Annotated in this window: 10 protein-coding genes and 3 tRNA genes; 6 read left to right on the forward strand and 7 right to left on the reverse strand. The window is 39.8% G+C overall.

Going from position 1 to position 13,441, the window contains the following annotated elements; all coding sequences use genetic code 11:
- Nucleotides 1-472 precede the first annotated feature (472 nt).
- From IM793_RS18225 to IM793_RS18255, 7 genes are all read right to left on the reverse strand, one after another.
- Complete coding sequence (locus IM793_RS18225; RefSeq protein ID WP_193423816.1) at nucleotides 473-1,954, reverse strand: peptide MFS transporter; 1,482 nt, start codon at nucleotides 1,952-1,954, stop codon at nucleotides 473-475.
- Between the two features lie 65 nt (nucleotides 1,955-2,019).
- A complete protein-coding gene (locus tag IM793_RS18230; protein WP_193423818.1) occupies nucleotides 2,020-3,615 on the reverse strand; it encodes a peptide MFS transporter in 1,596 nt (531 codons plus the stop codon).
- 136 nt (nucleotides 3,616-3,751) lie between these two features.
- A complete protein-coding gene (locus IM793_RS18235; protein WP_193423820.1) occupies nucleotides 3,752-4,648 on the reverse strand; it encodes a hypothetical protein in 897 nt (298 codons plus the stop codon).
- Between the two features lie 35 nt (nucleotides 4,649-4,683).
- Nucleotides 4,684-5,859, reverse strand: a complete 1,176-nt coding sequence (locus tag IM793_RS18240) for an acetyl-CoA C-acyltransferase (RefSeq protein ID WP_193423822.1) — start codon at nucleotides 5,857-5,859, stop codon at nucleotides 4,684-4,686.
- Between the two features lie 929 nt (nucleotides 5,860-6,788).
- A complete protein-coding gene (locus IM793_RS18245; RefSeq protein ID WP_083488688.1) occupies nucleotides 6,789-6,956 on the reverse strand; it encodes an Arc family DNA binding domain-containing protein in 168 nt (55 codons plus the stop codon).
- A gap of 2 nt (nucleotides 6,957-6,958) precedes the next feature.
- Nucleotides 6,959-7,480, reverse strand: coding sequence for a hypothetical protein (locus IM793_RS18250; RefSeq protein WP_193423824.1), 522 nt, complete (start codon nucleotides 7,478-7,480; stop codon nucleotides 6,959-6,961).
- A 4-nt stretch (nucleotides 7,481-7,484) separates the two neighbouring features.
- Nucleotides 7,485-8,342, reverse strand: coding sequence for an SPFH domain-containing protein (locus IM793_RS18255; protein ID WP_193423826.1), 858 nt, complete (start codon nucleotides 8,340-8,342; stop codon nucleotides 7,485-7,487).
- A gap of 190 nt (nucleotides 8,343-8,532) precedes the next feature.
- Here IM793_RS18255 and IM793_RS18260 point away from each other — a divergent pair, with 190 nt between their 5' ends.
- From IM793_RS18260 to IM793_RS18285, 6 genes are all read left to right on the forward strand, one after another.
- Complete coding sequence (locus tag IM793_RS18260) at nucleotides 8,533-10,539, forward strand: HD family phosphohydrolase (protein WP_193423915.1); 2,007 nt, start codon at nucleotides 8,533-8,535, stop codon at nucleotides 10,537-10,539.
- 81 nt (nucleotides 10,540-10,620) lie between these two features.
- Nucleotides 10,621-10,707: transfer RNA gene (locus IM793_RS18265), tRNA-Ser, on the forward strand.
- Between the two features lie 101 nt (nucleotides 10,708-10,808).
- Nucleotides 10,809-10,882: transfer RNA gene (locus IM793_RS18270), tRNA-Pro, on the forward strand.
- A gap of 50 nt (nucleotides 10,883-10,932) precedes the next feature.
- Nucleotides 10,933-11,006 (forward strand) — tRNA-Pro (locus IM793_RS18275).
- A gap of 405 nt (nucleotides 11,007-11,411) precedes the next feature.
- Nucleotides 11,412-12,773: an ATP/GTP-binding protein gene (locus tag IM793_RS18280; RefSeq protein ID WP_193423828.1), complete on the forward strand. Its 1,362-nt coding sequence runs from the start codon at nucleotides 11,412-11,414 to the stop codon at nucleotides 12,771-12,773.
- Nucleotides 12,773-13,381, forward strand: coding sequence for an RloB family protein (locus IM793_RS18285; RefSeq protein WP_193423830.1), 609 nt, complete (start codon nucleotides 12,773-12,775; stop codon nucleotides 13,379-13,381). The genes IM793_RS18280 and IM793_RS18285 overlap by 1 nt, the downstream gene beginning before the upstream one ends.
- Nucleotides 13,382-13,441 lie beyond the last annotated feature (60 nt).

Genomic DNA, 13,441 nt, shown 5'->3' on the forward strand with positions numbered 1-13,441 from the left:
GTATTTGATATTTGTAGTTGGCAATTGCTTTTAAACTGCGAAAGTAAATATTAAATATGAAACCGTTATGAATTTTCATGAATTCCACGTAATTTATCCCCCGCGGTAGTCATCCTGAACTTGTTTCAGGATCTATTTAATGCCGTTATTCCTCAATATATCTTAGGCCTTATTGTTTCCCGCTGATTTCGTAGATCTGCGCAGAATTAGATTTTAAGTCACTGAACCGTTGTTCCTAAACCCGACAGCAGCGGTAGCTCCCGATTGAAAAGAGGGACTATAGCGAATGGCGGGACAGCAGGCCTCCAAGAACGACTGTCCGTTCATTTCCAAATCTTATTGAATATGCTTCTTAAACAATGTCAGTCTGAGCGTAGTCGAAGACTCTTTTATTTACACTTTATACGATATAAAAAGATTTGCTCCGCAGAGCCTTCGGGTTCTTCACTACGTTCAGAATGACAAAGAACTATTACCGTACTTCCTGCATCAATCTCTTAACCAGTTGGGAAAAAATAATCAATGCCAAACCTGCAATTAAAGAATATAAGGCTAATGCTTTGTAACCTTCGGTATAAGCCATTAATTTAGTTGGTAGTGAAGCATTGTCGATACTTGACATTTCTGCACCCAGTTTTCCGGCAGCCAATTGACCAAAAGCACTTGATAAAAACCAAAGTCCCATCATCATGCCGAACATTTTCTTTGGCGAGAGTTTCGTAATAATCGACATCCCAATTGGCCCCAAGCAAAGCTCGCCAAGGGTTAACAATAAATAAGCTAGCGTAAATACATTTAACGAACTAATGCCCTGTACATTGGCGAAGAACCTTGTGGCATAAAAAACGTAAAAACTCAAAGCCAATAAAAGAAAACCGATTCCAAATTTTACCACGGTATTGGGCTCTATTTTACGCTTGTAAAGGCCTAGCCATAAAATGCCTACAATCGGACTAAAAACAATAACAAAAAACGAGTTGACACTATTGTTTACCACATTGGGGTCGATATTAAAAAAGAGGATTTTATGATCCAGGTTATCTTTTGCAAACAATGAAAGCGAACCGCCACTCTGTTCAGATATGGCCATAAAAATGAAGTAACAGAAGATAAAGACGAATGCCGCCAATAGTTTATATTGTGCTTTTTTATCTTTTATTTTAAAGGTTTCGTATAGGAAATAAACCAGAGCAACAACACCTATGGTGTACATGAAATAATCAGTAAAGGCCGTGTTTTTTACCATGATATAAATCAATGGAATACAAAGTATCGAACCCGCATAAACGACTATTTCCCATAACTGCTGTTTTGATTTTTTAAGATGCAGCAACGGTGAGCTCCCGATAGGACCTAAGTGTTTTTTTGTAAAAATGAACGTGCCTAAGCCAAACATCATTACCAGTGCGGCAGATAAAAAACACAAATGCCAGTTGTAATATTTACCCAGATAAATACACATGGCACCACCCAGTAAGCCACCTACATTAATACCGGCATAAAAAAGTCCGTATCCTGCATCTCTGCGATTATCTTTCTCGTGGTATAATTCGCCAACCATTGATGAAACATTGGGTTTAAAAAAACCGGTTCCGATAATAGATAGGGTAATACCGATATAAAATAAATCGTGTGGAGAGAAAGCCAGGATTAAGTTTCCGATGATCATTAGCGTTCCACCCCAAAAAAGAGATTTTCTGAATCCTAAAATCTTATCGGCAAAAATGCCACCTATAAAAGTGAAGGCATAAACAAAGGCTTGTATAGCACCGTACTGCAAGTTCGATTTTTGGTCGCTTAAACCCAGTTGTTCTACCATAAAGAAAGCCAATACTCCCCGCATTCCGTAAAAGCAGAAACGCTCCCACATTTCTACCAACGATAAATGCCAGAGCTGTTTCGGGTATTTTCCTTCAAAATTCTGAATCTCTTCTATTGAAACTGTTTTTTCCATTAAATAGGTTTAAAAATTAAAAGCCCGATGAAAATCGGGCTTTTGGGTAAAAGTTATTTTTTTTATTAGTGAACACCGTGCATCCATTTGCGCAGAATAGGGCTTATGGCAAACATAATTAAACCTGCTACAATTGGTATTATGGTGAATATCAGGAAGAAAGTTGAAATTGAATAAGCGGCGCTTATTTTGTCAATTAATGATCCTGTAGCTCCGGCCAGGTAGTTACCAATAGCAGTACAGGTAAAAAATACACCAAACATTAAACCCACAAGGTTCGAAGGTGCAAGCTTACTTACATACGATAGTCCAACGGGAGAGATACATAACTCGCCAACAGTATGGAAGAAATAGGCAAAAATTAACCAGAATAAACTTACTTCTGCTGAAGTGGCCCCTTGTGGAATAGATGAACCGCCATAAGCTAAGCCTGCGAAACCAATACCTACAAAAATTAAACCGAAGCCAAATTTTACAGGCCCGCTTGGGTTAAATTTGGTTTCCCATATTTTGGAAACAATAGGCGCCAGTGATACGATAAAGAATGAGTTTAATACACTAAACCAGGAAGCCGGAACTTCGGTACTTACCGATCCCATTTCTCTGCTTACTTTCCAGATGGCCAATACCCAGATAATGGCAAAACTCAATAACGTAAATAAAATAGTTGCCGGATACTTCTTGAAAATTTTGCGCGCTAATGAAAACAGCACAAAAGTTACGGCTACCAATGGAAATATGGTCAGGATGGCATCTACCCATTTAAAGGTTGTAGCTGCTCCTCCTGTTAAGTTTCTTAAGGTGTAATCTTTTGCAAAAATCGTCATCGATCCGCCTGCCTGTTCAAATACCATCCAGAAGAAAATGGTAAAAATAGACAAAATGGCGATTACCCATAAACGTTGACTTCTAACTTTTTTAGGAATTTCTTCTACCGTTGGATCTGCTTTTTCTACGGCTTTAGTTTTATCAACTGCCGAACCGATTACGCCGAATATTTTTTGTCCGAAATAGAACTGTAGCATTCCGAAAAGCATAAATACGCCAGCTAAACCGAAACCATAATGCCAGCCTACTTTTTCGCCGATATAACCGCACATCAACATCCCGATAAATGCACCGGAATTAATACCCATGTAAAATATGGCATAAGCACTATCTTTTTTATCGCTAATAGGTGGATAAAGTTTACCTACAATTGAAGAAATATTTGGTTTAAAAAATCCGTTACCAATAATTAATAAAAGCAAACCAACATAGAAAAAATTGGTGCTAACCCCTTCAAGAGCCATTGCGGCATGACCGAGCGTCATAATAAAAGCACCTATGATCACTGCTTTTCTATAACCTGTAAATCTATCGGCAATTAAACCACCAAGTATTGGTGTAAAGTATACCAAACCGGTATAAATAGCATAAAGCTGTAAGGCTTCCGGCCGTGGCCAACCCCAACCGTTTTTGCTCAAATCGCTAATCAGGAACAAAACCAAAATGGCCCGCATTCCGTAATAACTGAATCTCTCCCACATTTCGGTAAAAAAGAGTACAAAAAGGCCAACCGGATGGCTAAATAATTTTTCTGGAGAAACCCCTTGACTGGTTAAGTGGAGGTTTAGTTCCTTATCATGGTCAATACTAATGGTTTCATTAGATGTTTGCATAAAACATTTGTTGGTTTTAGTTTATGAATTCAGAATTTGTGTGTTGTTTAAGCTAGTTAGCAGGGCGCAATATAGTGAGCGATTGCCAAACTCACAAATTTTTAAGTAAGGAGTAAGGTAAATGGTTTGTTAAGAATTAAAACTTTCTGATGGGTTTAACATTTTTCTTTGGATCTGCATAAAACTCATCACTCGAATTTGGATCATTGTTAAGCGTAATATCTTCTTGGAATTTCAGCCTTCCACCGATAATTTTAAAGCCATCAAAAGTGCCGTCTGATCCATAATATTCAAACTTTCCCTTAATTTCGGGATCAAAAGAAGCAAGATGGTCAAATACAATCATGCCTGCTTTCAGATCCGTTTTTAAAGTCATCGCATTGGATTTAGCATACTCAAATATGATCCTGTTTTTTCCTTTTAGTTCTTTGCCGTCAAAAACAGGCGCACCAAAGGTGAGGTTATCCTTATCGAAAGAAAGAATATCGATTACCTTTTTAGTCGTTATTTGTGTATTACCCTTCCAACCTAAAATTACATAATAAGGCAAGCGGTTTCCGCTGGTTACCGGAACAATTTCATAATACCTGGCACCGAACCATTTCTGATTATTAGTAATGCTGTTGGCATCGCCAAGATTATCGGTCTGATCGATTAAGGGGTAAAGTTTCAACGGGCCGCTTTTTGTATTCATCTGGATGGCGCCATAATAGCGGTATGTACCGTTTTCGAGCAGTACATACCAACTTAAAACCCTAAAAGCTTGATCTGGTGATTTAATTACAGATACATTTTTAAGCGAATCGAAAGGGTAAGAAAAAGAATTGGAAACTTTTAAAGCTTCAACCAATGTTTTCACAAAATTGCCGTTTATTTCTAATTTTTGAGCATCGTTTTGCGCAGCAACAACTCTTGCCGATATTTTAATCAGTGTATCCTGTAAAACATTTAAAGTGTTTGGTGATTGCTGTGCTTTTACACTAAAGCCTAGCGTTCCAATGATTAAAAGGATGTAAAATCTGATAACTTTCATACAATCAAATGCGCCATACGCTGCAAAACCAAAGATTACAATTTCTCGATAACGAGGGCACTTGCACCACCACCACCATTACAGATTCCGGCTACACCGATTTTTCCGTTATTTTGCGCCAAAACCGAAAGTAAGGTAACTACAATCCGGGCGCCCGATGCACCAAGTGGGTGACCTAAGGAAACGGCACCACCATTAACGTTAACCTGGCTCTCACTTAACTTTAAAAGTTGATTATTTGCGATAGAAACTACAGAAAATGCTTCATTGATCTCAAAATAATCTACATCTTTTATGTTGATACCGGCTTTGTGTAATGCTAATGGAATTGCTTTTGAAGGTGCAGTTGTAAACCATTCTGGCGCTTGTTGTGCATCAGCGTAACCCAAAATTTTAGCCAAAGGTATTAAACCCAGTTCTTTTGCTTTATCTGCACTCATTAAAACCAATGCTGCTGCGCCATCGTTTAAAGTCGAAGCATTTGCTGCAGTTACAGTTCCATCTTTTTTGAAAACCGGTTTCAATGACGGGATTTTATCAAATTTGACCGCTGTGGGCTCATCATCGGTATCAACCAATATAATCTCTCCTTTACGGTCTTTAACCTCAATGGCTACAATTTCATTGGCAAATTTACCTGAGGTTTGTGCGGCCTGTGCTCTTTTGTACGATTCGATAGCGAAATTATCCTGTTCCTCGCGACTGATGCGGCATTCGGTAGCGCAAAGTTCGGCTGCAGCCCCCATGTGGTAATCGTTGTAAACATCCCAAAGGCCATCTTTTACTAAACCGTCTGTAATTTGTCCGTGGCCCAGGCGATAACCGTTTCTTGCCTTATCCAGGTAGTATGGAACATTGCTCATGCTTTCCATGCCGCCGGCAACAATAATTTCATTATCGCCATTTGCAATACTTTGTGCGGCAAGCATGATTGCTTTAGTGCCCGAAGCACATACTTTATTTATGGTTGTGGCAGGTAAATCTGGTAATCCGGCAAATTTTGCAGCCTGTGTAGCAGGTGCTTGTCCAACGTTAGCCGATAAAACATTGCCCATATATACTTCCTGGATCTGTTCTGGTTTTAGTCCAGCTTTTTCAATGGCTGCTTTAATGGCAAAACCACCGAGTTGAGTAGCGGAAAATTGAGCTAATGAGCCTCCAAAACTGCCTATAGGCGTTCTCACAGCTGATACAATTACAACTTCTTTCATGTAAACTAATTTTTATGAATTTTTTGGTTAGGCCGCTAAGTTAGTCAAACCTCGCAGGTTTCCAAAACCTATTGAGGTTTAAAAATAACGTTGAGGAAATGATTTTAGCGCATTTGAAATAATAAGTTTTGGAAAAGTGCTTTAGTAGTACTTGGGTTTATTCAGTCCTGCTTCGCTTTAGCCCTCATAATCGGGGCTGCCGCTGCCATTAGGTTTAAATTACCTTGGCTGGTGCTGCTTGGGTAGAAATAAAACCTCGCAGGTTTCCAAAACCTGCGAGGTTTAAAATACGGTATAGGAAATGATTTTAGCACATTTGAAATAATAAGTTTTTAATAGGTTTTGGAAAGGTGCTTTAGTAGTGCTTGGGTTTATTCAGTCCTGCTGTTCGCTGTAGCCCTCATGCTTCGGGGCTGCCGCTGCCATCAGGTTTAAATTACCTGGGCTGGTGCTGCTTGGGTAGAAATAAAAACCTCGCAGGTTTCCAAAACCTGCGAGGTTTAAAATACGGTATAGGAAATGATTTTAGCACATTTGAAATAATAAGTTTTAATAGCTTTTTGGAAAGGTGCTGTAGTGTTTCTTGGGGTTAGTTCAGTCCTGCTGTTCGCTGTAGCCCTCATTCTTCGGGGCTGTCGCTGCCATCAGGTTTAAATTAATGGGTTTGGTGCTGCTTGAGTTTGGTTGCTGGGTGGAGGAAATTTATTAATGTACAAACCTATCAGGTTTCAGAAACCTGATAGGTTTTATTTAAACTGTGGGTTCGCGTTAGGGATTGTAAGGGTTCAGTACCGATCCTTCATCGGTACCGGAGCGAAGCGCAGCCCTGAAATGCCCGACCCTTGCGCAGCTTGGGGAACGCCCAGATATTAACAGACTTCCGAAGTTTGCTGATGCCCTGGGCCTTGAAAACTTCGGAAGTCTTGCTTTTATTCCTCTTTCGCCTTGCCTTTCTTTCTCGATTTTAATGCCTGAGTAAGTAAAAATTCAATCTGTCCGTTTGTACTTCTAAACTCATCGGCAGCCCAGGTTTCTACTTCTTTTAATAAAGCAGGACTAATTCTTAATACAAAAGCTTTTTTATCTTTCTCCGCCATTCTTATTGTATTGCTTGTATATTATACCTCGTTTTTAAATTAATCAAAAACATCTCCAGATCCTCTATTTTATTAGAACTGAACAACAGCTTTTTGCCGTTTTTAAATTCCAGTTGCAACCCTCTGTTTTTATCGTTTAATAAATAAGCCTTATCTTTAAATTTAAACCAGAGCCGGTTTTTTATGCCATAGCCCCCGTATTCAGAAAATGCATCGTACTTTCTGATGTAAGCTTTTTCAATGCGCTCCCAACGGAAATGACTTGATGTGAAGTGAAAGGGGGGATACCGGAAAGAAACCTCTTCAGTTGTTATTTTTAGGGTGAGCTTATGCTGTTGCACTAAAAAAATGATTAAAAGCGGAGATAGGAGCGCTAAAACCGGGGCGAAGTACATCTCTTTAAGTTCAGCGATACTTAAGCTATTATTCTGAAAAATAAGTAGGGCCGCTGTTGGAAATATAGTGGCCGCTGTAACCAGATAAAGCCACCAGATCTTCAATCCATGTTTTTCTTCAAATTCCATTAGCTTAATTATACAAAGTTCCGGTGTTTACTACAGGTTGTACATGGCGATCTCCGCATAAAACCACCAATAAATTGCTTACCATAGCTGCTTTACGCTCTTCATCCAGTTCAACAATTCCTTTTTGCGATAATTTCTCTAATGCCATTTCTACCATACCTACGGCACCTTCTACAATTAATTTACGGGCTGCAATTACTGCTGTGGCCTGTTGGCGCTGTAACATGGCGCTGGCGATTTCCGGCGCATAAGCCAAATGCGAAATCCTGGCCTCTAAAACTTCGATGCCTGCGCGGGATAAACGTTCGTTCAGTTCGTTTTCTAAAAGTTCACTTACTTTTTCAGCGCCATCTTTCAAGGTAATGCTGGTTTCTTCCCCTTCAGCATGGTCGTATGGGAAGATATTGGCTAAATGCCTTACAGCTGCTTCACTCTGGATGTTTACATATTGCATGTAGTTTTCTACAGAGAAAACGGCTTTGGCAGTTTCTTTTACTTTCCAAACCACCACGGCGGCAATTTCGATCGGGTTGCCCAGTTTATCATTAACCTTTAATTGCTGCCCGTTTAAATTGTTGGCTTTTAATGATAAGCGTCTTTTTGTGGTTAAGGGATTTACCCAGAAAAAACCATCGGCTTTTACTGTACCAATATATTTCCCGAACAGGGTAAGTACCATCGATTGGTTGGGGTTAATGATTAAAAAGCCCGGAAATAGTAAAAATATATCTATGGCTAATAAAATTCCTCCCCAGAGAAAAATTTCTGAAACAAAACAGAAAATGGAAGCAGCCAGCAACAATATGCTTATTGCGAATGTTAAATAGCCAGATGGCGGATTGATAATTTTTTCTTGATACATAATTGATATTAATTTGATATCATAAAGTAAAATATAAAATCCGGTAATTGCAAACAAAACCGGTAAAATGTATATTAGATAAAAATGCTATTTTTGACAGTACAATAATTACATCGTTTTGGCTAAAATCAAGAGAAATTCACACAAGATCCTTTACCGGAAATATTCATCAAACCTGAAATATGTGATGATGATATTTACCGTTTTCATTATTACGCTATTCCTGCCCAAACAACCCCGGTTTAGATATGAGTTCGAAAAAAATGCGGTATGGAAAAACAAGGATCTGATTTCGCCTTTCAGCTTTGCTATTTTAAAAACCAACCCGCAGGTTAGTGCAGATAAAAAAAATGCCTTAAAAGATATTTTGCCAGTTTACCAATTGGATAGGGGCATTACAGCAAATGCATTGGAAGAGTTTGCCAATGAATTTGATGTGAAATGGAAATCAAAACAGCTTAACGAAAAAGACAGGGATATATATAAAAGTGCTGCCTATAAATTGTTGCAGCGTATTTACCAGAGAGGAATTATTGGTTTGAATGTGAAACACCAGGCCGGGGGTAAAAACTACGACTTTTCTTTGCTTGAAAACAATGTGGCACAGGAGAAAAATACACAGGATGTTTTTACCGCAGAATCGGCCCTGATGTTTTTTAAAAATAATTTTAAGGCCCCTAACCAGGTAATGGGCGATCTGGTGGCAAACCTCGCAATTGATCATATCACTCCGAATATTGTATTTGATGAGCGGTTAACGCAAACCATACAGGATAATACAGTTAACAATATCTCTACTACGAAAGGGATGGTGCAAAAAGGAGAACTTATTGTGGCCAAGAATGATGTGATTGACGAAGAAATTTATCAAAAACTGGAATCTTACAAAGCTACTTACGATGCACAAACCAAAACAATCGGCAGCAGGGCATTGGTTTACCTGGGGCAGGTGATATTGGTTGGCTTTATACTGGCTATTTTAATGTCGTTCCTTTTTCTTTTCCGGAAGGATATTTTTGCCGATAACCGTCAGCTCTCCCTAATCCTCATTGTAACTACAGGGATGCTGCTTGCTTTAACCTGGGCCATTAAGATGGAAATCCCAAGTTTGTACTACATTCCGTTCTGTGTGGTGCCTATTATCATCAGGATCCTGTTTGATACGCGTTTGGCACTTTACCTCCATATGCTGGTGATTTTAATTGCCGGTTTCTTTGTAGCCAATAGTTTCGAATTTGTATTTTATCAGGTTACTGCGGGTATGGTTGCCATATTCAGTATAAAAAACTTTGTCAAACGCGAAAGATTCCTGGTTTCGGCCTTATTTATTCTGCTGGCTTATTTTGTTTCTTTTGTAGGTATTGCCTTACTCCGCGAAGGATCTTTCCGCGAAATAGAATGGTTGAATTTTATTCCTTTTGTTTTTAGTGTACTTTTATCGCTTTTGGCTTATCCGTTAATTTACCTGTTCGAACGGATTTTTGGTATCACTTCGGATGTGGCCTTAATTGAGTTGACCAATACCAATAATAAACTGTTAAGAGAGCTTGCTTTTAAAGCGCCTGGAACCTTTCAGCACTCTTTACAGGTGGCCAACCTTGCTGAAGCTGCGATATTTAAAATTGGCGGTAATTCTGTGCTGGTAAGGGCAGGGGCCTTATACCACGATATTGGTAAAGTAGATAATCCACAGTATTTTATTGAAAACCAAAATACGGCTGTGAGTCCACATGATAAATTACCTTATGAGCAAAGTGCGCAGATCATTATTCAGCATGTGCATAAAGGAATTGAAATTTTAAGAAAAAATCAGATTCCTGAAGCGATTATCGATTTTATCAGAACACATCATGGAAATACCCGGGTTGATTATTTTTATCAATCGTTTTTGAAAAATACACCTGAAAAATTTGTCGACGAAAACATTTTTCGCTACCCCGGCCCTATACCTTTTAGCAAAGAAACAGGTGTGTTAATGCTCGCCGATTCGGTAGAAGCTGCCTCAAGAAGTCTGAAAAATCCCGATGCGCAGAACATAAATGACATCGTTGAACGTATAATTAACTACAAATTGGAGCAAAATCAGTTAGATGACTGCGATTTGACGTTAAAAGATATTGAGACTATCAAATTGATATTCAAGACGATGCTGATGAGTATCTATCATGTGCGTATAGATTATCAACAAATTTTATAATTTTTTTTTGTTGGATAACTTGTTTTACTATATTTGCAGACCTCAAAACAACGCCGGTAGGGCAGAAATGAGAGGTTTGAAGGAGAGGTGCCTGAGTGGCCGAAAGGAACAGTTTGCTAAACTGTCGTACTGGTAACGGTACCGCGGGTTCGAATCCCGCCCTCTCCGCAAAGAATAAAAATTTGCAAATAAAAATGGAATTGTCAATTTAAATCCGTTACTTTGCAATCCCTTCGAAAAAGGGAAATAAAAAAAGAAGATACCAAGTTCGGGATGTAGCGTAGCCCGGTATCGCGCCTGCTTTGGGAGCAGGAGGTCGTAGGTTCGAATCCTGCCATCCCGACAAAAAGTTGATCCACTTTTAAAACAGGATTAAAAGATCGATACCAAGTTCGGGATGTAGCGTAGCCCGGTATCGCGCCTGCTTTGGGAGCAGGAGGTCGTAGGTTCGAATCCTGCCATCCCGACGAAAAAACGGATTTAAAATCCAATGAAAACCCTCTAAATCAATTGATTAGAGGGTTTTTTGTTTTTATTTCATATCAGTTAGGTGCTAAGAAAAACAAGATATTTGGCACCTATTTCAGCACCAAAATCTTATTTCTATCATTGTAGAATTCCGAGTCGGATATTTTTTTAATCCTTTAAAAATAATTTGCACGATATTGCTATTACTTGGCTTTTACTGTTTTCCAGGTGCTAGAATAGGTGCACAGCTTAGGAAGAAACCCAGCACACTTTCGCCCTCTCATTCTATTTAAAGAGGGAAAGCGAGGTAAGCTGTGTACCTTGTTAAAGATTTGGTATTGGTTGCTCTTTATATTTGTTTTTATTTTCGTTATATTTGTAAATAATATGCAAGAAAGGTAAAAATGATTCAGTATATCAGGATAAAGAACTTTGGCCCTATCAAAGATGAGGTCGAACTCAGCTTCGAAGCCAGCCTGCCCGGCGAGCTCTCGGATGATAGTTATTCGGTAGTGATGCCGGATGGGGTGCGTATATTGAGACTTGCCTATATCTACGGGGCAAACGCGTCGGGCAAAACGACCGTGCTCAATGCTCTGGAATTTCTGAAAAGATTGCTACTTAGTCCGCTCTATGATAAATCCGAAGGATTGGATTATGAGCCATTTCTTTTTTGCGCCGAGCCTAAAAAATCTCATTCCACTATTGAAATGGCTTTTTATGTTAACGCCGTTCGACATATTTATGAGGTTGTATTCAATTACGAGGCTGTGCTTGACGAAAAACTGGTGTTTTTTAATTCGGCCAAACCTACCGAACTTTTTAGCCGCAAAACCGATGTTGATAAAAGACTGGCGACTATTCAGTTTGGGAGCCGTATAAAGGTTCCGGCGAAGGAACGTGACCGTCTGGAAAGCAATACGTTGCATAACAATACCGTTCTTGGTGCATTTACCAAGACTAATACCGATATCCCTGAGCTGGAAGAACTGAACGTCTGGTTGAAAACGTTTCTATTAGGCATGATTAGCAGTGCGACCAATGTAGTTGAAGAAACAGCTATGATGATTGCGGGTAATCCCAAGGCGAATGAATGGATGGATAGGTTTATGAACAAAGCCGATCAGCAGATCAGCGGGGTCAGGGCGGAAAAGGAGAAGTCTTTGGGCAAGAAAATCAATATGGCCGCAACTACAGGATCAGAAGTTATTGAGCCGGTTATCCGTGGGGTTTCCATTAAGTCATCACTTGGTAGTTCAGTAACAGGACGTTTTCTTGGAAAGATGTATGGGGGGAGCGATGGATATGAATTCAGAAGGAAAATCGAATTTACGCACCTTACCGAAGAAGGGGAATTTAAGTTGCCTATTCAGGTGGAAAGTGCTGGGACACAACGTTACTTCTCGCTAGGCGGGCCACTTTATAGCCTGGTTCACAGTAATGCAATCTTACTGGTGGATGAGCTGGAAAGTTCACTGCATCCGGATCTGATGAAGCATTTTCTGCAGACCTTTTTGGCCAATGCTGGACAGTCACAGATGCTCGTTACCACCCATAATGTAGCGCTGATGGAAGAAATTGATTTTATTCGCCGGGATGCATTATGGTTCAGTGAGAAGAAGGCAGACGGTTCAGTTGATCTTTATTCTGCTGCCGATTTTGACAGTGGTGTGCTGCGCAAGGGTGCAAGTTTGATCAATGCGTATCGTTCGGGAAGGTTGGGAGCAAAACCAAACCTTGGCTCACCTTTTATTGCTGCTAAATAATGGGTAGAAAAAACCAAAAAAGACAGGTCCGTTATACCGTGGCCCTGGTTGGGGACGGTTTTACTGAAAGGATTTACTTTTCCGATTTCAGGGACACCGAGCGTCCTGCTAACCTGCATATCCTGCCGGATTATCCGGGAAAGATAGGGAGTTTTAAAGGTGTTTTGGAAAGGGCAGTTGAACTCAGTGCTGATTATGCCCGGGTATATGCCCTAATTGACATGGATGCTGTGATTGCCCAGAGTCAACAACAATCATATGCCAGTTTAAAACGGGCGGCTGAGCGTCGTGGTGTTATTGTGCTGGAAAACAATCCCTGCTTTGAGTTCTGGCTGCTCCTGCATTTCCGTAGGACGGGAAGGCTTTTCCAGAACTGTGAGCAGGCCGTTACAGAACTGCGCAAACACATCCCTGGTTATGATAAAAGCATGAGGTTTTTGGAAGCGGCAAGGTTATTTGCGAACCTACAGGAAAGACTGCCGCAAGCAATCAGGAATGCTGAACTGCTGGAAGAAAACAGGGATGAACATGATGAGTTATATCCAAGGGCTGAAATTTATAAATTTTTTGAGTGGTATACCGGTTATAATAACGGAAACCAAGGTTAAATTCGTATTACACGGCCATTAACCTCTCTGGATAGGAGATTGGGATAGTCGTATCTTTAA

Origin of the sequence: Pedobacter sp. MR2016-19 (assembly GCF_014947265.1) — a bacterium.
Lineage (GTDB): Bacteria > Bacteroidota > Bacteroidia > Sphingobacteriales > Sphingobacteriaceae > Pedobacter.